Here is an 18,868-nt window from a genome sequence, read left to right as displayed (position 1 = left end):
CATTCGAAGTTCAGTTGCCGTCCAGCCCGCCATAGGATCTGACCAGGCCGGCCATGCCGGGCGACTGGTGGTCTTCGCTTTCCAGCCCCTGTGCAACGCCGACGCGATCGGCGACCGGCCGGTTCTGGCTGACCTTCCACTTGCCGTGGATTTCGCTGATCTCGATTTCCAGCCCGATAATGCCTTTGATCTGCGACTGGATGAACGGCTCCGGCGCGTCGGTCACTGCCCAGGGCGCTTGGCGAGCGCCTTCCTGCGACGCCGTCAGATCGGCGATCTGCTGCGCCAGCCAGTCCTGGTCATCCATCACCTTGACTGTGCCGCGAACCTGCACGATGGCATAATTCCAGGTCGGCACCACCTTGCCGGTCTCGCGCTTGGTCTCGTACCAGGACGGCGTCACATAGGCATCGCTGCCCTGGAAGACGATCAATACCGGTGAAGCCGGATTGTCGGCCAGCAGGCGCCATTGCGGGTTGGCCCGCGCCAGATGGGCGCGCAGCCTGCCGTTAGGCCCGATTTCCGCGTCGAGCAGGAACGGGACAGCGTTGGCGACCGGCCCATCGGACCCGTTGGAAATCAACAGGCCCAGCGGATGCGTCCGGATCAGCCCGTGCAGGATTTCCGGCCGCGTTTCCCTGAAATGAGGAGGCTCGTACATCGCCGTCCGTTCTTTTCTTGTTTATCTCAGCCGCTTCGGACGCGGATCCGACAATTCGCCGGCCAGCCGGCGGTCGAGATAGTCGGCGCATTCCTCGAGCAGCAGGTCGGCATCGTTGGCGAAGAAATGGTTGGCGCCGGGCAACGTCTTTTGCGTGATGGTGATGCCCTTCTGCGTGTGCAGCTTGTCGACCAGGCCCTGCACATCCTTCGGCGGCGCCACCTTGTCGGCATCGCCATGGATGATCAGGCCCGATGACGGGCAGGGCGCCAGGAACGAGAAATCATAGGTGTTGGGCTGCGGCGCGATCGAGATGAAGCCTTCGATTTCCGGCCGGCGCATCAGAAGCTGCATGCCGATCCAGGAGCCGAAGGAGTACCCGGCGACCCAGCAACTCTTGGAATCCGGATGCAGCGACTGCACCCAATCCAGCGCCGCGGCGGCATCCGACAACTCGCCGGTGCCGTGGTCGAACTCGCCCTGGCTGCGGCCGATGCCGCGGAAATTGAAGCGCAGCGTGGTGAAATCCCGCTTCTGGAACATGTAGAAGAGGTCGTAGACGATCTTGTTGTTCATCGTGCCGCCGAATTGCGGATGCGGGTGCAGGACGATGGCAATCGGCGCGCTTTTTTCCTTGGAAGGCTGATAGCGACCCTCCAGGCGGCCGGCAGGACCGGTGAAAATGACCTCAGGCATAAAATACTCCACTTGGTAATACGAACGCGCGGTGCCTGGAACGTTTCCTCTGGCCTTGACGCAGGGCGAGCGTCTTCTTAGAAGCTAGTTTAGAATTGTTCAAAACTGGGTGGCAAGACATTGAGCCCGGCCACCCGCGCCGCAAGCCGCGTAAATAGGACGGCTCGCCTTGGAATTTCAAGGAAATAACGCCATACGACATCGGAATGGCTTCTGACGGGACTTGACGGACGAAAATGGCCGCAAAACGCGCCTATCTCGATTATAATGCCAGTGCGCCGCTGCTTGCCGCGGCCCGCGAAGCTATGGTCGGGGCGCTTGACGTCGCCGCCAATCCGTCATCGGTTCACGCCGAGGGGCGGGCGGCCCGCCGTATGATCGAAACCGCCAGGCGTGATGTTGCTGCACTGGTCAACGCCAAGCCCGAGCATGTCGTGTTCACCTCCGGTGCGACGGAAGCAGCCTCGACGCTGCTGTCACCCGACTGGCGGATGGGGCGCGGCACCGTGCGCATGAGCCGACTTTATGTGTCCGAGGCCGATCATCCCTGCCTGTTGAACGGCGGACACTTCCCGGCAGCGCAGCTCACCCGGATCGGCGTCGACGCCAACGGCATCGCCGATCTCGGCGCCTTGGAGTCGGCGCTCGGCGGTCATGACAAGAGCGAAGGCCTGCCGCTGGTCGCCATCCACGCCGCCAACAACGAAACCGGCGTCATCCAGCCGATCGATCGCATCGCCGGGATTGTCAAGGCGGCGGGCGGTATCCTCATTGTCGACGCCGTGCAGGCCGCCGGGCGTGTTTCGATCGATCTATCAGCTGGTTACGCCGATTATCTGATTCTGTCCTCGCACAAGATCGGTGGCCCCAAGGGCGTCGGCGCCATCGTCGCCGCTTCGGATCTGATGATGCCGAAGCCGTTGATCAATGGCGGCGGCCAGGAGAAGGGCCATCGCGGCGGCACCGAAAACCTCGCTGCCATTGCCGGTTTTGGCGCGGCCGCCCGCGAGGCCTTGGCCGGATTGCTGGCAATGGATGCGGTGCGCCAGCGCCGCGACGAAGTCGAGGCCATCGTCAAATCGCTGGTGCCGGACGCGGAAATCTTCGGAACCGGTGCGCCAAGGCTTGCCAATACGGCATTCTTCGTTATTGCGGGCGTCAAAGCCGAAACCGCGCAGATCGCCTTCGATCTGGCCGGTGTAGCGCTGTCGGCCGGCTCCGCCTGTTCGTCGGGCAAGGTCGGACCGAGCCATGTGCTGAAAGCCATGGGATACGGTGACAGCCTCGGCGCCTTGCGCGTGTCGATCGGGCCTGCGACCGGCGCGGAAGACATCGAGTTGTTTCGCGTTGCGCTGACGGGAATCGCTGCACGCAGGGCGGATAGGGAAAAGGCCGCGTGAGCGGTTGGACAATTTCGGGCCTTTCGGCCTGGTAGAGCCGTGCGTTTCATGCTGGCCGGGTGAATTTCCGGTCGAAGCGCACTATATGAAACTTACGCTGCCGCTAGCGCTTCTTTGGCGTTCAATTTTGGCGGTGCCATAGTTTGAAAACTGTCGGGCCTTGACCCCGGCGTGGATGGAGAACGCATATGCCTGCTGTGCAGGACACGATCGATCGGGTCCGAAAGATCGACGTCGACCAATACAAATACGGATTCCAGACCGAAATCGCGATGGACAAGGCCCCCAAGGGCCTCAGCGAAGACATCATCCGTTTCATTTCGGCCAAGAAGGACGAGCCGTCCTGGATGCTGGAATGGCGTCTGGAAGCGTATCGCCGCTGGCTGACGCTTGACGAGCCGACCTGGGCGCGCGTCCACTATCCGAAGATCGATTTCCAGGACATCTATTTCTATGCGGCGCCCAAGAGCACGCCCGGCCCGACCTCGCTCAGCGATGTCGATCCCGAACTCTTGAAGGTCTACGAAAAGCTCGGCATTCCGCTGCGGGAGCAGGAAATCCTTGCCGGTGTGCAGAAGACCGATGCCTCGGAGCTCGAGGAGGTCAGCGATAACGTCTACAAGTCGGGCCGCGTCGCTGTCGACGCCGTGTTCGATTCCGTCTCGGTCGTCACCACTTTCAAGAAGGAGCTGGCGCAGGCCGGCGTCATTTTCTGTTCGATCTCGGAAGCCATCCGCGAGCATCCGGAACTGGTGAAAAAGTATCTCGGCTCGGTCGTGCCGACCTCCGACAATTACTACGCCACGCTGAATTCGGCTGTCTTCACCGACGGCTCGTTCGTCTTCGTGCCCAAGGGCGTGCGCTGCCCGATGGAGCTGTCGACCTATTTCCGCATGAACGAGAAGAACACCGGCCAGTTCGAGCGCACGCTGATCATCGCCGAGGAGAGGGCCTACGTCTCCTATCTCGAGGGCTGCACGGCGCCGCAGCGCGACGAGAACCAGTTGCACGCCGCGGTGGTCGAACTGGTGGCGCTCGACGATGCCGAGATCAAGTACTCGACGGTGCAGAACTGGTACCCCGGCGACGCCGAGGGCAAGGGCGGTATCTACAACTTCGTCACCAAGCGCGGCGACTGCCGCGGCGACCGTTCCAAGATTTCGTGGACGCAGGTCGAGACCGGCTCCGCCATTACCTGGAAATATCCGAGCTGCATCCTGCGTGGCGACGATTCCCAAGGCGAGTTCTATTCGATCGCCGTGTCGAACGGCTATCAGCAGGTCGACAGCGGCACCAAGATGATCCATCTCGGCAAGAACACGTCGAGCCGCATCATCTCCAAGGGCATCGCCGCCGGCTTCTCGCAGAACACCTATCGCGGCCAGGTCTCGGCGCATCGCAAGGCGACCAACGCCCGCAACTTCACCAACTGCGACTCGCTGCTGATCGGCGACCAGTGCGGCGCGCACACCGTGCCCTACATGGAAGCCAAGAATTCGACGGCGCAGTTCGAGCACGAAGCGACGACGTCGAAGATTTCCGAGGACCAGAAATTCTACGTCATGCAGCGCGGCATTCCCGAAGAGGAAGCGATCGCGCTGATCGTCAACGGCTTCGTCAAGGACGTCATCCAGCAACTGCCGATGGAATTCGCGGTCGAGGCGCAGAAGCTGATCGGGATTAGCCTTGAGGGCTCGGTCGGCTGACCGGATATATATTCAGGAAACGAAAAAATGCTTGAAATCAGAAACCTGCACGCCCGCATCGTCGATGACGGCACCGAAATCATCCGCGGCTTGAACCTGACGGTGAAAGCCGGCGAGGTCGCCGCGATCATGGGGCCGAACGGCTCGGGAAAATCGACGCTGTCCTACATCCTCGCAGGCCGCGAGGACTATGAGGTGACCGAAGGCGACATCCTCTACAACGGCCAGTCGATCCTCGAAATGGATCCGGCCGAGCGCGCCACGTCAGGCATTTTCCTCGCCTTCCAGTATCCGATGGAGATACCGGGCGTCGCGACCATGGAATTCCTGAAGGTGGCGATGAACGAGCAGCGCAAGGCGCGTGGCGAGGAGCCGCTGAAGATCCCGGAATTTTTGAAGCGGGTGAAGGAAGCCGCCGCCTCGCTCAGCATGGACATGGCGATGCTAAAGCGGCCGCTCAATGTCGGCTTCTCCGGCGGCGAGAAGAAGCGCGCCGAGATCCTGCAGATGAAGCTGCTGGAGCCGAAATTGTGCGTGCTCGACGAGACCGATTCCGGCCTCGACATCGATGCGCTGAAGATCGTGTCCGACGGCGTCAACGCGCTGCGGGCGCCGGACCGGGCGTTCCTGGTCATCACCCACTACCAGCGCCTGCTTGAGCACATCGTGCCCGACACCGTGCACGTGCTCTACAAGGGCCAGGTCATCAAGTCAGGCGACAAGTCGCTGGCGCTCGATTTGGAAGCCAATGGCTATGCCGGCGTGATCGGCGAAGCAGCGTGAGATGCCAGAGGGCAGTTTGATGAATATGCACGCACAACCGCAGCGGACACCGGCCGAGACAGCGTTGATCGACGCGTTCGGCGACCGATTGTCGCTGCTGCCGGGCGACGGCGCGGTGATGCTGAAGCGCGACGACGCCATCGAGACGATCAAGCACGGTCTGCCGACGCGGCGCGTCGAATCCTGGCACTATACCGACCTGCGCCGGTTGCTGAATACCGTGCCGGACTTCGACCCGGCCGCCATGGCTAAAGCCATCGCACCAATCGTCGAAGGTTCCGCCGTGGTGTCGATCCTGAACGGCAAGTCCGACGCCAAGGTGCCTGTCCTTGAAGGCGTCACCTTCCAGCGCCTTTCGGAAAAGCTGATCGACGGCAGCATCGCACCGGGGCTCGATCCCTATGGCAGCGACGATGCCATCGGCGCGCTGAACACGGCTTTCGTTGCCGATGGTTATTTCATCGATATTGCCGATGGGACGAAGCTGGAAAAGCCGATCGAACTGCAGAACCTGCAGGCTGGCGGCCAGACGCATGTGCGCCTGCCCGTGCGCGTCGGCGCCGGCGCCAAGGCCGTCATCGTCGAACGGCAGACGGGTGATGGCGCTGCCTTGAGCAGCTCGGTAAGTCAGATCGTGCTCAACGAGGGCGCCGAGGTAACGTGGCTGGTCGTCCAGGATCAGCCGGAAACGGCGACGCATCTGGCGCAGTTCAAGGCCCATATCGGCAAGAATGCGAAACTGACGCTGTTCGTCATGAACGCCGGCGGCAAGCTCGTGCGCCAGGAGATCATGGTCAGGACGACTGGCGAAGGCGCCGATTTCAAGCTTCGCGGCATCAACCTGCTGGCCGGCGACACCCACACAGACGTGACCATGGTGCTCGACCACGCCGTGCCGCACACGACCTCTACGGAAGTGATCCGCAATGTGGTGACGGGCAAGGCGCGCGGTGTGTTCCAGGGCCGCATCAACGTCCATCAATATGCGCAGAAGACCAACGCGAAGATGGCCTGCAACACGCTGTTGCTGTCGGACGATGGCGAGTTCTCGACCAAGCCCGAGCTTGAAATCTTCGCCGACGACGTGATTTGCGGCCACGGCGCGACGGTCACTGAAATCGACCACGACCATCTGTTCTACCTGATGGCGCGCGGCGTCGACGAGAAAAGCGCGCGGGGGTTGCTCGTGAAGGCCTTCGTCGCGGAGGTGATCGAGGAACTGGACGACGAAGCGATTGTCGAGGCGCTGGAAGCGCGGCTCGACGACTGGTTCGTGGCACACGGGTGACCTGATGAACGCTCCAGGCAAGATCGGAGATTTCTACGACGTCGAAGCGATCCGCCGCGATTTCCCGATCCTGTCGCGGGAAGTCTACGGCAAGCCGCTGGTCTATCTCGACAATGGCGCCTCGGCACAGAAGCCGCAGGTGGTGCTGGACACAATCCAGCATGCCTATTCCCAGGAATACGCCAACGTCCATCGCGGCCTGCATTTTCTCTCGAACGCCGCGACCGACGCCTACGAAAAGGCCCGTGAGACGGTGCGCCGCTTCCTCAACGCGCCAAGCACCGAAAACATCGTCTTCACCTCGAACACGACCTCCGCCGTCAATACCGTCGCCTATGGCTATGGCATGCCCAACATCGGCGAGGGCGACGAGATCGTACTGTCGATCATGGAGCACCACTCCAACATCGTGCCGTGGCATTTCATCCGCGAGCGGCAGGGCGCCAAGCTGGTCTGGGTGCCGGTCGACGATCTCGGCGTCTTCCACATCGAGGAATTCGAGAAGCGCCTGACCGACCGCACCAAGCTGGTCGCCATCACGCAGATGTCGAATGCGCTGGGCACGGTGACGCCGATCAAGGAGATCGTGCGCATTGCGCATTCGCGTGGAATTCCCGTCCTTGTAGACGGCAGCCAGAGCGCCGTGCATATGCCGATCGATGTGCAGGATCTCGACTGCGACTTCTTCGTCTTCACCGGCCACAAGGTCTACGGCCCCTCGGGCATCGGCGTTCTCTACGGCAAGAAGGACATTCTCCAGGGCATGCGGCCCTTCATGGGCGGCGGCGAGATGATCGAAGAGGTGACGGAAGACATCGTCACCTACAACGAGCCGCCGCACCGTTTCGAAGCCGGCACGCCGCCGATCGTCCAGGCGATCGGGCTGGGTGCTGCGCTCGACTATATGGAAAAAATCGGCCGCGAGCGCATTGCCGCCCATGAGGAAGACCTCAAGAACTACGCGCATGAGCGGCTGCGCGCCATCAATTCGCTGCGCATCTTCGGCGATGCGCCCGGCAAGGGCGCCATCATCTCGTTTGAGCTGCAAGGCATTCATGCGCATGACGTGTCGATGGTGATCGACAGGCAGGGCGTTGCTGTCCGCGCCGGCACCCATTGCGCCCAGCCGCTGTTGAAACGCTTCGGCGTAACCTCCACATGCAGGGCATCGTTCGGCATGTATAATACCAGGGCCGAAGTCGACGCTTTGGCCGAGGCGCTTGAAAAAGCGCGCAAATTCTTTGGATGATGATTTTTTTGGGTGACGACCATGGATGATGTGAGCATCGCAGCCGAGACCATTCCGGAAACAGCGCCCAATGCGCTGGTTTCGGGATCGGCCATTCCAGCCGACGAGCTGGCGCGGCTGACCGACGACATCGTCTCGGCGCTGAAGACCGTCTACGATCCGGAAATCCCAGCCGATATCTACGAGCTCGGCCTGATCTATAAGATCGACATCGAGGACAATCGCTCGGTCAAGATCGACATGACGCTGACCGCTCCGGGCTGCCCTGTCGCCGGCGAAATGCCCGGCTGGGTGGAGAATGCCGTCGGCGCCGTCGAAGGTGTGTCCGGCGTCGAGGTCAACATGACTTTCGACCCGCCATGGTCGGCCGACCGCATGTCGGAAGAGGCGCAGGTGGCGGTGGGTTGGTACTAGCGCGACAGAGGCTGGTGCACTTGCGCCAGGGATAAAACTTCACCATTTTAGGTGAGGAATCATTCGGCGGGCCTTGAACCTGCATGGAATGGAAGGAAAACGAATGGGACGCTTCGCCGTCATCACGATGACCGAAAAGGCCGCCGACCGGGTGCGCGAGATTGTCGCCACCCGCGACAGCGCGCACGGCATCCGCCTCGGCATCAAGAAGGGCGGCTGCGCCGGGATGGAATATACGGTCGATCTGGTGACCGAGCCCTATACCAAGGACGACCATATCGAGCGCGATGGCGCGCATGTCTATGTGGCGCCTGAGGCAGCGCTATTTCTGTTCGGCACCGAGATGGATTTCGAGCAGACGACGCTGCGCACCGGCTTCACATTCCGCAACCCGAATCAGAGTTCGGCCTGCGGTTGCGGCGAATCCGTCGAACTCAAGCCGGCCGACCTGAAGGCGCTGGCAGAAGCACGCGCCTCGGCCTGATCTTCCAGCCCCGTAAGCGGCAGGGGTGATCGCATATGACTGGCTTGCGCTCTACGAATACCCCCACCCTTAATCCCTCCCCACAAGGGGGAGGGAGACTCGGTAGGCGCTGATTCCGCAAATCCCCGAGGTTTCGACGCCAAAAGGATGGCGCGCGGCAGCGTTCCCTCCCCCTTGTGGGGAGGGTTAGGGTGGGGGTCCTCTTCGTAAAAACCCATATGCAATCGCCCCGCCGTAAACGGGGTGAAGGACGCTAATCCACCCACATGCCCGTCCGCTTGTGCCAGTCGGCGATCGATTCCTCGGGATAGACGTCGAAGACCTTGTCATGCTTGCCAACCTCCGGCTCCACCCAGTTCGCCTTGTATTTCAGCATCAGGTGCACCTTGCTTGGCGGAATGGGTAAATCGCTGTCGACCGCCGAGGCGAAGGGATGCACCAGTTCCGGCCATGTCGGGTCGTAGAGCCAAAGGGCCGCCCCGCATTTCTTGCAGAAATTGCGCTCGCCGGTCGAGATTTCGCAATGCGGATGCTCGTCATCCTCGACCTCCGCCCGAAAGACGCCGAGGCTGCGCTTGCCCCTGATGTTCAGTGTTTCGTTGTCCGCACCGAGATTGATGGCAAACCCGCCACCGCCCTGCTGCTTGCGGCAGATCGAACAGTAGCACAGCATGAATGGCGCCGGCGTGTGGCTCTCCACCTCGAAACGCACGGCATTGCAGCGGCAGGACCCTTTGAGCAGGACGGGCATGGCGGGAAACTCCGATCGACCTCACACAACCTGTCAGCATGATTTTGGTTGCGGCGATGACAAGGCCAGACGCCGGTGACATGATCGCGGCATGGACAATGAACGCATCGCCGAACTGTTCGAAGGCCTTGGCCCTGTCAGCATCCGCAAGCTGTTCGGCGGCAAGGGCATCTATTTCGACGGTGTCATCGTCGCCATCGTGCTGCGCGGCGAATTGCTGCTGAAGGCCGACGAGCAAAGCGCGCCCGAGTTCGAGGCCGCCGGCTGCGCGCAATGGACCTATACCGGCTCGCGCCACGGCAAGCTGGTCGCCATGCCCTACTGGAGCGTTCCCGACAGCGCTTTCGATGATCCCGACGAGATGGCGGCCTGGGCACGGCGGGCCTATGAGGCGGGGCGGCGGGCGGGGAAGTGATGCCAGCCTTGGGACGGTCGAGGGACAGCACCCCCCTCTGGCCTGCCGGCCATCTCCCCCGCAAGGAGGGAGATTGGCAGTTTCACCGTCTGCCCGCTCTTTTCAACGTTGAAGATTGACGGAGGCGTTGACGACATTCGATCTCCCCCCTTGCGGGGGAGATGTCCGGCAGGACAGAGGGGGTGCTGTCCCGCCGACGTTGGCCTACAGCGCCTTGGCAATCCTCGCCGCCAGCCGCGCATTGTTCTCTACCAGCGCGATGTTGGTCTTCAGGCTCCTGCCGCCGGTCAGTTCGAGGATTTTCGACAGCAGGAACGGCGTCACCGCCTTGCCGGTCACGTTGAGCGCTTCTGCGGCCTTTTGCGCGGCGTCGATATAGCCCGCCATCTCCTCAGCCGGGATTTCATGGTTTTCCGGCACAGGATTGGCGATCAGCATGCCGCCGGCGAGCCCCAGCGCTGCCCTCGTCTGGTAGAAATGCGCGATCGCTTCCGGCTCGTGCAAGGTCAGCGGCGCGCGGAACGGCGACTGCCGCGACCAGAAGGCGGGCATCGTCTCGCAGCCAAGGCCGATCACCGGCACGCCGCGCGTCTCCAGCACCTCCAGCGTCTTTTCGATGTCGAGGATGGCCTTGGCGCCGGCCGAGACGACGATGACCGGGGTGCGCGCCAGCTCGTCGAGATCGGCGGAAATGTCAAAACTCTTTTCGGCGCCCTTGTGCACGCCGCCGATGCCGCCGGTGGCGAACACTTTTATGCCGACCATATGCGCCGCGATCATCGTGGCGGCGACCGTGGTGCCACCGGTGCGCCCTTGCGCCACGGCAAAACCGAGATCGGCGCGCGACAGTTTCATGGCGTCGCCCGTCATCGCCAGCGATTCGCGCTCGCCGTCCGAAAGCCCGATCTTTATGCGGCCGCCAACCACGGCGATGGTCGCCGGCACGGCGCCGCCGTCGGTGATGATCTTTTCGACATCGGCCGCCATGGCGCCATTGTCGGGGTAGGGCATGCCATGGGTGATGATGGTGCTTTCCAGCGCCACCACCGGCCGGCCGGCCGCCAGGGCCTGCGCCACCGGCGCGTGGATGTCGATGAAGGGGCCGGCGGTCTCAGGGGTCATCAGGGTCTCCAATCCGGAATGCGGCGCGTCCGTCGGGACACCAGGCAACATCGCGGCACTATGAATTCGCCGGTCTCATGCCACTTCCCTGGCATCCGGCACAAGAGCCAATGCCTCAGTGAAATCAGCCGCGGTGAACTCCGGAACGGCGCTGGCGCTTTCGATGGCAAGCGTCGCCCCGGCAATGCCTTCGCGCAGAGCTGCCCGCAGCGGCAGGCCACGCAGCAAGGCAGCAACCGTAGCGCCCGCCAGCGCATCGCCAGCGCCGGTGACGTCAGCGACCTTTCTTGGCGGCGGCGGCAGGATCGAGAAGGCGCTGGCTTCATCGAAGCCCAGCATGGGCTCGCTGCCCGCCGTCACCACGCCGCTGACAAGGCCGCTGCATCGCAACCCGTCGACGACCTCGCGCTCCGTGGCAGTCGCGGCGACGCCGGCCAGCACCATGGCCTCGCGCCGGTTCATGAAGACGAGCGAGAGCTCCTTCAGCACCGGTATCAGCCGCACCACCTTGGCCGGCGAGATGGCAATGGCGAAAATCGGCTTGCCCGCGGCGAGCGCCACCAGCCGTTCCAGCGCCGAAGAGGGCAGATTGGCGTCGCACAGGATCGCATCGGCGGCAGCGATCACCTCCCGCACCTTGGAGCGCCTGATCTGCTTGGGAAACGCCAAATCATAGAGCGCCATGTCGGCAAAGCCGACGATCAGCTCGCCCTCACTGTCGATCAGCGCCGTGTAGCTCGGCGTCGTGCGGTCGAGGAAGACCGCCGACAGGTCGGTAATGCCTGTCTCGGCAATGGCTCGCGAAACGGTGTCGGCAGCGGCATCGCCGCCGCGAACCGACATGAGCGACGCGGAGACGCCGCGCCGCACGGCGCTGCGCAAAGCGTTGAAGACGCCGCCGCCGACATCCTCGCGCATCGTGCCGGGATTGGAGGCAGCCGGCACGTAAGCGCCGGACACCTGGCCGCGCCGGTCGATATGGGCGCCGCCTACGGCCAGTATTTTCGTGGATTTCAGCATGCCGGCGATATGACCTTTGTTATTCCAGCCGCACAAGCGCTAGGCTGCGCGACGGAGCTTCGCATGCAAGGCGGCGATTCGGCAGATCGAAACAACCGAGCCGTCTGGCCCAACGTGTGGTGCATCCCTGATCGAATCCTTGGACAAAAAAAGAACAAATCCGGATATTGTTTGTTTTTCAGATATTTGACCCCTCTTGCCAAATGAGAACAAAAAAGGTACAAATAGGCAGGGATTACGGATTGTCCGGCCTTCATTGACGACCAAGGGGTGATGTATCATGGCTCAGAATTCTTTGCGGCTGGTAGAGGACAAGGCAGTGGACAAATCAAAGGCTCTGGATGCGGCGCTGTCGCAAATCGAGCGGGCTTTCGGCAAGGGCTCGATCATGCGGCTCGGCGCCAACGATCAGGTCGTCGAGATTGAAACGGTGCCGACCGGCTCGCTTGGCCTAGACATCGCGCTTGGTGTTGGTGGCTTGCCGCGCGGCCGCATCATCGAGATCTACGGGCCGGAAAGCTCGGGCAAGACGACGTTGGCGCTGCACACCGTTGCGGAAGCCCAGAAGAAGGGCGGCATCTGCGCTTTCGTCGATGCCGAGCACGCGCTTGACCCGGTCTATGCCCGCAAGCTTGGCGTCGATCTCGAAAACCTTCTGATCTCGCAGCCCGACACCGGTGAGCAGGCGCTGGAAATCTGCGACACGCTGGTGCGCTCCGGCGCCATCGACGTGCTGGTGGTCGATTCGGTCGCGGCGCTGACGCCACGCGCTGAAATTGAAGGTGAGATGGGCGATTCGCTGCCCGGCCTGCAGGCCCGCTTGATGAGCCAGGCGCTGCGCAAGCTGACCGCTTCGATCTCGCGCTCCAACACCATGGTCATCTTCATCAACCAGATCCGCATGAAGATCGGCGTCATGTTCGGTTCGCCCGAGACCACGACGGGCGGCAACGCGCTGAAATTCTACGCTTCGGTGCGTCTTGACATCCGCCGCATCGGCTCGATCAAGGACCGCGACGAGGTTGTCGGCAACCAGACCCGCGTCAAGGTGGTCAAGAACAAGCTGGCGCCGCCCTTCAAGGTGGTCGAATTCGACATCATGTTTGGTGAGGGCGTCTCCAAAACCGGCGAACTGGTCGATCTCGGGGTCAAGGCCGGTATTGTCGAGAAGTCTGGCGCCTGGTTTTCCTATAACTCGCAGCGTCTCGGCCAGGGCCGCGAAAATGCCAAGCTGTTCCTGCGTGACAATCCCGACACGGCACGCGAGATCGAGTTGTCGATCAGGCAGAATGCCGGGCTGATCGCCGAGAAATTCCTCGAGAATGGCGGCCCTGAGCGCGGCGAAGACGACGGTTTCGAGGAAGAATCCGGCGCCATGTAACAGCTTCGTGCGCGATGCCGGCCGGAGTTCGGCCATAATCGCGTTCTATTATCTCAGGCTTATGTAATTGAGTTCCGCGTTATTGCGTTTCGAAACCGCCGGCCCAGTGCCGGCGGTTTTGCGTTTTGGCGGCGAAAACAGGCCGGTTCGAATGGCCGGCAAAGGCCGTGGATTGGACCAATTCCGTGTTTCTGGACAGGGTGAGGCGCGGCGGCTAAAAGGCCAAGTCCTAATCTTCTAAAAACGCAGAGCCCATTTCCGCCGGTTTGCCGGCGGCTCTTCCGAAAAGGCAGCATTCATGAGTGGCGTGAACGAGATCCGGTCGACATTTCTCGACTACTTCCGCAAGGAGGGTCACGAGATCGTCGCGTCGAGCCCGCTGGTGCCGCGCAACGATCCGACACTGATGTTCACCAACGCCGGCATGGTGCAGTTCAAGAATGTCTTCACCGGTTTGGAGAAGCGGGCCTATTCGCGCGCGTCGACCGCCCAGAAGAGCGTGCGCGCCGGCGGCAAGCACAACGATCTCGACAATGTCGGCTACACGGCACGCCATCTGACCTTCTTCGAGATGCTCGGCAATTTCTCCTTCGGCGACTATTTCAAGGAGCGCGCCATCGAGCTTGCCTGGAACCTGATCACCAGGGAGTTCGGGCTGAACAAGGACAAGCTGCTGGTCACCGTCTATCACACGGACGACGAGGCGGCCGGTTTCTGGAAGAAGATCGCCGGGTTTTCCGACGACCGCATCATTCGCATCGCGACATCGGACAATTTCTGGGCGATGGGCGATACCGGACCCTGCGGGCCGTGCTCGGAGATCTTCATCGACCGCGGCGAGCACATCTGGGGTGGTCCTCCCGGCAGCCCGGAGGAAGATGGCGACCGTTTCCTGGAATTCTGGAACCTGGTGTTCATGCAGTATGAACAGGTGACGAAGGAGGAGCGGATCGACCTGCCGCGCCCCTCGATCGACACCGGCATGGGCCTGGAGCGCATGGCGTCCATCCTGCAAGGGGTGGAAAGCGTCTTCGAGACCGATCTGTTCCGTCACCTGATCGACGCGGCCTCGTCCGCGATCGGGCATGGTCCCGACAAGGAGACTGTCGCGTCCTACCGGGTCATTGCCGATCATCTGCGCTCGTCCTCCTTCCTGGTCGCCGATGGCGTGCTGCCTTCGAACGAAGGCCGTGGCTATGTCCTGCGTCGCATCATGCGCCGCGCCATGCGTCATGCGCAGTTGCTCGGTGCCAACGAACCGCTGATGTGGAAGCTGGTGCCGGCGCTGGTGCGCGAAATGGGTCAGGCCTATCCGGAACTGCTGCGCGGCGAACAGTTGATCACCGAGACGCTGAAGCTCGAGGAGACCAGGTTTCGCAAAACGCTGGTGCGCGGCCTCGGCCTGCTTTCGGAGGCGACCGAAACGCTTCATGCCGGCGACATGCTGGATGGCGAGACGGCCTTCAAGCTCTACGACACCTATGGCTTCCCGCTCGATCTGACGCAGGACGCGCTGCGCCAGCGCAGCATCTCTGTCGATCTTGCCGGCTTCACCAATGCGATGGAGCAGCAGAAGGCCGAGGCGCGCAAGCACTGGGCCGGCTCCGGCGACGCGGCCACCGAGACCATCTGGTTCTCCGTGCGCGAGAAGGCCGGCGCCACCGAGTTCCTCGGATATGAGACTGAAGCTGCCGAAGGCATCATCCAGGCGCTGGTCAGGGACGGCAAGACCGTCGACAGCGCCGGCAAGGGCGACGCGGTGGCGATCGTCGTCAACCAGACGCCGTTCTATGCCGAGTCCGGCGGCCAGATGGGCGACACCGGCGTTATTTCAGGCGAGGGCTTCTCGATCGAGGTTTCCGACACGCAGAAGAAGGCCGATGGGCTGTTCGTCCATGTCGGCAAGGTGACCAGCGGCACGGTCAAGACGGGCGCTGCGGTCGAGCTGAAGGTCGATCACGCGCGCCGTACCAGGCTGCGCGCCAACCATTCCGCGACGCATCTGATCCATGAGGCGTTGCGCGAGGTGCTGGGCAGCCATGTCGCGCAGAAGGGCTCGCTGGTGGCGCCAGAGCGCCTGCGCTTCGACATCTCGCACAACAAGCCCATTTCAGCGGAGGATCTCGAAGAGGTCGAGCGCATGGCCAACGAGATCGTCGTGCAGAACAGTCCGGTGTCCACGCGCCTGATGTCGGTCGACGATGCCATCGCCGAAGGCGCGATGGCGCTGTTTGGCGAGAAGTATGGCGACGAAGTGCGCGTCGTGTCGATGGGCACCGGTGTGCATGGCGCCAAGGCCAACCGGCCCTATTCGGTCGAGCTCTGCGGCGGCACGCATGTCAGGGCGACCGGTGATATCGGCCTGGTGCGTGTCGTATCCGACAGCGCGGTCGCCGCCGGCGTGCGCCGCATCGAGGCGCTGACCGGCGAAGCGGCACGCAAGCATCTCGACGAGCAGGACAGGCGTCTAAAGGCGGCGGCAGCCGTGCTGAAGATCTCGCCGGCCGACGTGCCGGCGCGTGTCGAGGCGCTGCTCGACGAGCGCAAGAAACTCGAGAAGGAATTGACCGAGGCGCGCAAGAAGCTGGCGCTGGGCGGGGGATCGTCAGCCGATGCTCCAGCCGCCAATGAGACGGTCGCCGGCGTCGGCTTCCTCGGCAAGGCGGTCTCCGGTGTCTCGCCGAAGGATTTGAAGCCGCTGGCCGATGCCGGCAAGACCTCGCTGGGGTCCGGCGTCGTCGTTTTCGTGGGCGCCGGTGAGGACAACAAGGCGAGCGTCGTGGTCGCCGTCACCGACGATCTCGTCGGCCGTTTCAGCGCTGTCGATCTGGTGCGCGTGGCCTCCGCCGCATTGGGCGGGCAGGGCGGCGGCGGTCGGCCCGATATGGCGCAGGCCGGCGGCCCGGATGCCTCCAAGGCTGCCGATGCCATTGCCGCGGTAAGGGCTGCGCTGGAAGCTGCCTAGCGTTCATCAGGGACGCTTTGCCGCTTTCAGCGCATGCGTCATTCTGCTGGAATCGCCCCAGGTGGACAGCCAGATCAGGCTGTCCGTGGCGACCGAGATCGTCGACCGCAAAAGGTTGAGCAGCGGTCCAGGCGATTTCAGCTGCTCCTCGGCGTGATGGAGATGGGCAAGCTCTTCCTCGCGGATCGCCAGGATGATGCCGTGCAGTTCGCCATCGCGTTCGGCGAGGAAAAACAGCTGATCGTCGAGATGGCGATGCACCGCCGCTTCGACCGCTGCGGTGCAGGCCCAGATGCCTTGCGGTCCGAGCAGGGCGGTCAGAAAACCCAGCAGCCAGCCGCCCCAGCTCCAGAATTGCATCACCCGGCACGGTCGCGACTGCCGCAACGGCATGGCTGCACGGAAGGCCACGCAGTGCTTGCGCTCGTGCCCAAGCATCTCCGACAAGGACGGCACGCAATCTGGCCAAAAGCGCTTGGCGACAAGAATCTGCGCCGAATAGATTCGGATCGCCCCGAACTCGCCGGCGTGGTTCACTCGGACTATTCTGGCGACCGTGAGTGCGTCCTGGTGAGAAAGATCATCCATGGACGCGCCCAAGCCTTATGTCAGCCGGTTGGCAAAGCGTGGGAGTTTTGCAACGCGATCCCACCAGGCCTGGATCTCGGCAAACTCGGCCAGCAGCTTTTGCCCCTCAGCGACCTTGACGAAATAACCGATGATCGGCGCCGCATGCAGATCGGCCAGTGTCAGCTGATCGCCCAGCAACCACGAGCCCGGCGCTTTCAGCGAAGAGAGCGTCTGCAGCGCTTTGCTCGCCTGCGAAATGCCATTGGCGATCAGCGCCTCGTCGGGCGCTTCCTTCTCCAGGCGCTCGACGGCGACATCCCAGACCATCGACCTGTAGGCATAGGCGTCGAGCATGCCGATGATCTGGTTCATCCTTGCGCGGTCGCGAGGCTCCCTCGGCTGAAGGCTCGGCCCGTCAAACGTTTCGTCGACATATCTGGCAATCGCACTCGTCTCGAAGAGCCGAAAGCCTTCATGCTCGAAGGCTGGGATGCGGCCGAACGGGTGATGCTCGAAATACCAGGCGGGAATGCCGTCGGCGGCAAAGACATCGACTGGCACAAGCTCGTAGTCGATGTCCTTTTCCTTAAGCACGAGGCGGACGATGCGCACATAGACGCTGTAATCCGCCCCGTAGACGATGGGCTTGCTCATGCTAGCCCTCCTCCGGGGCTCGGCTGTCAGGCCATCGCCTTCTGCAGGTTCTCGTCGATCTTGTCGAGGAAACCGGTGGTCGAAAGCCATGGCTGGTCGGGACCGATCAGCAGCGACAGGTCCTTGGTCATGAAGCCGGACTCGACGGTCTGGATGCAGACCTTTTCCAGCGTCTCGGCGAAGCGCCTCAGCTCGGCATTGTCGTCGAGCTTGGCGCGGTGGGCCAGCCCGCGCGTCCAGGCGAAGATCGAGGCGATCGAATTGGTCGAGGTTTCCTCGCCCTTCTGGTGCTGGCGATAATGGCGGGTGACGGTGCCGTGCGCGGCTTCCGCTTCCACCGTCTTGCCGTCCGGCGTCATCAGCACCGAGGTCATCAGGCCGAGCGACCCAAAACCTTGCGCCACCGTGTCGGACTGCACGTCGCCGTCATAGTTCTTGCAGGCCCAGACATAACCCCCCGACCATTTCAGGCTGGAGGCCACCATGTCGTCGATCAGGCGATGCTCGTACCACAGCTTCTTCGACTTGAACTCGGCCTCGAATTCCGCCTCGTAGACCTCCTGGAAGATGTCCTTGAAGCGACCGTCATAGGCCTTGAGGATGGTGTTCTTGGTCGACAGATAGACCGGATAGTTGCGCAGCAGGCCGTAGTTCAGCGAGGCGCGGGCAAATTCGCGGATCGAGTCGTCGAGATTGTACATGGCCATGGCGACGCCGGCGCCCGGTGCGTCGTAGACGTCATGCTCGATCACCTCGCCGTCCTCGCCGACGAACTTGATCGTCAGCTTGCCCTTGCCGGGAAAGCGGAAATCGGTGGCGCGGTACTGGTCGCCGAAGGCGTGACGGCCGACGATGATCGGCTTGGTCCAGCCGGGCACCAGGCGCGGCACGTTCTTCATGATGATCGGTTCGCGGAAGATGGTGCCCCCGAGGATGTTGCGGATGGTGCCGTTCGGCGACTTCCACATCTTCTTCAGCTTGAACTCCTCGACGCGCTGCTCGTCGGGGGTGATCGTCGCGCATTTCACGCCGACGCCGTATTTCTTGATGGCGTTGGCCGAATCGATGGTCACCTGGTCGTTGGTGGCGTCACGATGCTCGATGCCGAGATCGTAATATTCGAGCTTGAGGTCGAGATAAGGGTGGATCAGCTTGTCCTTGATGAACTGCCAGATGATGCGGGTCATCTCGTCGCCGTCGAGCTCGACGACCGGGTTCGCCACCTTGATCTTCGCCATGGAAAGAATGCCTCGTTGCTGGGATATGGGACGGCCTTGCCCGCGTGGCGTTGGGCCGGGAGATGTCGCCC

The 18,868-nt window shown here is 62.5% G+C and carries 18 protein-coding genes; 10 read left to right on the top strand and 8 right to left on the bottom strand.

All coding sequences use genetic code 11. From position 1 onward, the window contains the following. Positions 1-10: 10 nt before the first annotated feature. The gene (locus NKJ04_RS05690) at positions 11-661 is read right to left on the bottom strand and encodes an FMN-binding negative transcriptional regulator (protein ID WP_352440138.1); all 651 of its coding nucleotides are present in this window, start codon (positions 659-661) and stop codon (positions 11-13) included. 21 nt (positions 662-682) lie between these two features. Next, positions 683-1,357 (bottom strand): alpha/beta hydrolase, encoded by a 675-nt coding sequence (locus NKJ04_RS05685; RefSeq protein ID WP_023669128.1) that lies wholly within the window; start codon positions 1,355-1,357, stop codon positions 683-685. Positions 1,358-1,593: 236 nt separating this feature from the next. Here NKJ04_RS05685 and NKJ04_RS05680 point away from each other — a divergent pair, with 236 nt between their 5' ends. From NKJ04_RS05680 to sufA, 7 genes are all read left to right on the top strand, one after another. Continuing rightward, entirely contained in the window at positions 1,594-2,757 is a 1,164-nt protein-coding gene (locus tag NKJ04_RS05680) for a cysteine desulfurase family protein (protein WP_352673845.1), read from the top strand. A gap of 188 nt (positions 2,758-2,945) precedes the next feature. Next, entirely contained in the window at positions 2,946-4,463 is a 1,518-nt protein-coding gene (sufB, locus tag NKJ04_RS05675; protein WP_352673843.1) for a Fe-S cluster assembly protein SufB, read from the top strand. Positions 4,464-4,490: 27 nt separating this feature from the next. Continuing rightward, positions 4,491-5,246 (top strand): Fe-S cluster assembly ATPase SufC, encoded by a 756-nt coding sequence (sufC, locus tag NKJ04_RS05670; protein ID WP_023810312.1) that lies wholly within the window; start codon positions 4,491-4,493, stop codon positions 5,244-5,246. Between the two features lie 19 nt (positions 5,247-5,265). Continuing rightward, the gene (gene sufD, locus NKJ04_RS05665) at positions 5,266-6,534 is read left to right on the top strand and encodes a Fe-S cluster assembly protein SufD (protein WP_352673841.1); all 1,269 of its coding nucleotides are present in this window, start codon (positions 5,266-5,268) and stop codon (positions 6,532-6,534) included. Between the two features lie 4 nt (positions 6,535-6,538). After that, positions 6,539-7,783, top strand: coding sequence for a cysteine desulfurase (locus tag NKJ04_RS05660; protein ID WP_352673840.1), 1,245 nt, complete (start codon positions 6,539-6,541; stop codon positions 7,781-7,783). 21 nt (positions 7,784-7,804) lie between these two features. Beyond that, entirely contained in the window at positions 7,805-8,197 is a 393-nt protein-coding gene (locus tag NKJ04_RS05655; protein WP_352673838.1) for an SUF system Fe-S cluster assembly protein, read from the top strand. 103 nt (positions 8,198-8,300) lie between these two features. Next, positions 8,301-8,681 carry a Fe-S cluster assembly scaffold SufA gene (sufA, locus tag NKJ04_RS05650; protein WP_352673836.1) on the top strand — a complete coding sequence of 127 codons (381 nt, stop codon included), beginning with the start codon at positions 8,301-8,303 and terminating at the stop codon, positions 8,679-8,681. Positions 8,682-8,934: 253 nt separating this feature from the next. Here the strand turns inward: sufA and NKJ04_RS05645 are convergent, their stop codons facing one another. Beyond that, the gene (locus NKJ04_RS05645) at positions 8,935-9,432 is read right to left on the bottom strand and encodes a GFA family protein (protein ID WP_352673835.1); all 498 of its coding nucleotides are present in this window, start codon (positions 9,430-9,432) and stop codon (positions 8,935-8,937) included. 91 nt (positions 9,433-9,523) lie between these two features. Between NKJ04_RS05645 and NKJ04_RS05640 the strand changes: the two genes are divergently transcribed. Then, positions 9,524-9,847, top strand: coding sequence for a TfoX/Sxy family protein (locus tag NKJ04_RS05640; protein WP_352673834.1), 324 nt, complete (start codon positions 9,524-9,526; stop codon positions 9,845-9,847). A 204-nt stretch (positions 9,848-10,051) separates the two neighbouring features. On the opposite strand, the gene NKJ04_RS05635 is transcribed toward NKJ04_RS05640, so the two are convergent. Together NKJ04_RS05635 and NKJ04_RS05630 are read right to left on the bottom strand one after the other, a co-directional pair. Continuing rightward, entirely contained in the window at positions 10,052-10,969 is a 918-nt protein-coding gene (locus NKJ04_RS05635; RefSeq protein ID WP_352673833.1) for a pseudouridine-5'-phosphate glycosidase, read from the bottom strand. Positions 10,970-11,044: 75 nt separating this feature from the next. Beyond that, positions 11,045-11,989 carry a carbohydrate kinase family protein gene (locus NKJ04_RS05630; RefSeq protein WP_352673831.1) on the bottom strand — a complete coding sequence of 315 codons (945 nt, stop codon included), beginning with the start codon at positions 11,987-11,989 and terminating at the stop codon, positions 11,045-11,047. A gap of 280 nt (positions 11,990-12,269) precedes the next feature. Between NKJ04_RS05630 and recA the strand changes: the two genes are divergently transcribed. Both recA and alaS read left to right on the top strand, forming a co-directional pair. Then, positions 12,270-13,370, top strand: coding sequence for a recombinase RecA (gene recA / locus NKJ04_RS05625; protein ID WP_023810321.1), 1,101 nt, complete (start codon positions 12,270-12,272; stop codon positions 13,368-13,370). Positions 13,371-13,668: 298 nt separating this feature from the next. After that, on the top strand, positions 13,669-16,335 hold the full coding sequence (gene alaS / locus NKJ04_RS05620) for an alanine--tRNA ligase (protein ID WP_352673829.1): 2,667 nt from the start codon (positions 13,669-13,671) through the stop codon (positions 16,333-16,335). Positions 16,336-16,341: 6 nt separating this feature from the next. Here the strand turns inward: alaS and NKJ04_RS05615 are convergent, their stop codons facing one another. From NKJ04_RS05615 to NKJ04_RS05605, 3 genes are read right to left on the bottom strand one after another with little or no spacing between them, the layout of a single operon-like run. Continuing rightward, positions 16,342-16,923: a demethoxyubiquinone hydroxylase family protein gene (locus tag NKJ04_RS05615; RefSeq protein WP_352630279.1), complete on the bottom strand. Its 582-nt coding sequence runs from the start codon at positions 16,921-16,923 to the stop codon at positions 16,342-16,344. Positions 16,924-16,938: 15 nt separating this feature from the next. Next, on the bottom strand, positions 16,939-17,559 hold the full coding sequence (locus NKJ04_RS05610; protein ID WP_352673827.1) for a glutathione S-transferase family protein: 621 nt from the start codon (positions 17,557-17,559) through the stop codon (positions 16,939-16,941). A gap of 26 nt (positions 17,560-17,585) precedes the next feature. Beyond that, entirely contained in the window at positions 17,586-18,797 is a 1,212-nt protein-coding gene (locus tag NKJ04_RS05605; protein WP_352630275.1) for an NADP-dependent isocitrate dehydrogenase, read from the bottom strand. Between the last annotated feature and the right edge of the window lie 71 nt (positions 18,798-18,868).

The organism is Mesorhizobium sp. M0618 (assembly GCF_040320765.1).
GTDB lineage: Bacteria > Pseudomonadota > Alphaproteobacteria > Rhizobiales > Rhizobiaceae > Mesorhizobium.
Note: the sequence above shows the minus strand (reverse complement) of the source record. Positions and strands in the feature narration are given on the sequence as shown.

What these genes read in the sequence shown, in the direction of transcription:
- NKJ04_RS05690 (WP_352440138.1), bottom strand. Translation starts at nt 661, where the DNA reads ATGTACGAGCCTCCTCATTTCAGGGAAACGCGGCCGGAAATCCTGCAC.
- NKJ04_RS05685 (WP_023669128.1), bottom strand. Translation starts at nt 1,357, where the DNA reads ATGCCTGAGGTCATTTTCACCGGTCCTGCCGGCCGCCTGGAGGGTCGC.
- NKJ04_RS05680 (WP_352673845.1), top strand. Translation starts at nt 1,594, where the DNA reads ATGGCCGCAAAACGCGCCTATCTCGATTATAATGCCAGTGCGCCGCTG.
- sufB (WP_352673843.1), top strand. Translation starts at nt 2,946, where the DNA reads ATGCCTGCTGTGCAGGACACGATCGATCGGGTCCGAAAGATCGACGTC.
- sufC (WP_023810312.1), top strand. Translation starts at nt 4,491, where the DNA reads ATGCTTGAAATCAGAAACCTGCACGCCCGCATCGTCGATGACGGCACC.
- sufD (WP_352673841.1), top strand. Translation starts at nt 5,266, where the DNA reads ATGAATATGCACGCACAACCGCAGCGGACACCGGCCGAGACAGCGTTG.
- NKJ04_RS05660 (WP_352673840.1), top strand. Translation starts at nt 6,539, where the DNA reads ATGAACGCTCCAGGCAAGATCGGAGATTTCTACGACGTCGAAGCGATC.
- NKJ04_RS05655 (WP_352673838.1), top strand. Translation starts at nt 7,805, where the DNA reads ATGGATGATGTGAGCATCGCAGCCGAGACCATTCCGGAAACAGCGCCC.
- sufA (WP_352673836.1), top strand. Translation starts at nt 8,301, where the DNA reads ATGGGACGCTTCGCCGTCATCACGATGACCGAAAAGGCCGCCGACCGG.
- NKJ04_RS05645 (WP_352673835.1), bottom strand. Translation starts at nt 9,432, where the DNA reads ATGCCCGTCCTGCTCAAAGGGTCCTGCCGCTGCAATGCCGTGCGTTTC.
- NKJ04_RS05640 (WP_352673834.1), top strand. Translation starts at nt 9,524, where the DNA reads ATGGACAATGAACGCATCGCCGAACTGTTCGAAGGCCTTGGCCCTGTC.
- NKJ04_RS05635 (WP_352673833.1), bottom strand. Translation starts at nt 10,969, where the DNA reads ATGACCCCTGAGACCGCCGGCCCCTTCATCGACATCCACGCGCCGGTG.
- NKJ04_RS05630 (WP_352673831.1), bottom strand. Translation starts at nt 11,989, where the DNA reads ATGCTGAAATCCACGAAAATACTGGCCGTAGGCGGCGCCCATATCGAC.
- recA (WP_023810321.1), top strand. Translation starts at nt 12,270, where the DNA reads ATGGCTCAGAATTCTTTGCGGCTGGTAGAGGACAAGGCAGTGGACAAA.
- alaS (WP_352673829.1), top strand. Translation starts at nt 13,669, where the DNA reads ATGAGTGGCGTGAACGAGATCCGGTCGACATTTCTCGACTACTTCCGC.
- NKJ04_RS05615 (WP_352630279.1), bottom strand. Translation starts at nt 16,923, where the DNA reads ATGGATGATCTTTCTCACCAGGACGCACTCACGGTCGCCAGAATAGTC.
- NKJ04_RS05610 (WP_352673827.1), bottom strand. Translation starts at nt 17,559, where the DNA reads ATGAGCAAGCCCATCGTCTACGGGGCGGATTACAGCGTCTATGTGCGC.
- NKJ04_RS05605 (WP_352630275.1), bottom strand. Translation starts at nt 18,797, where the DNA reads ATGGCGAAGATCAAGGTGGCGAACCCGGTCGTCGAGCTCGACGGCGAC.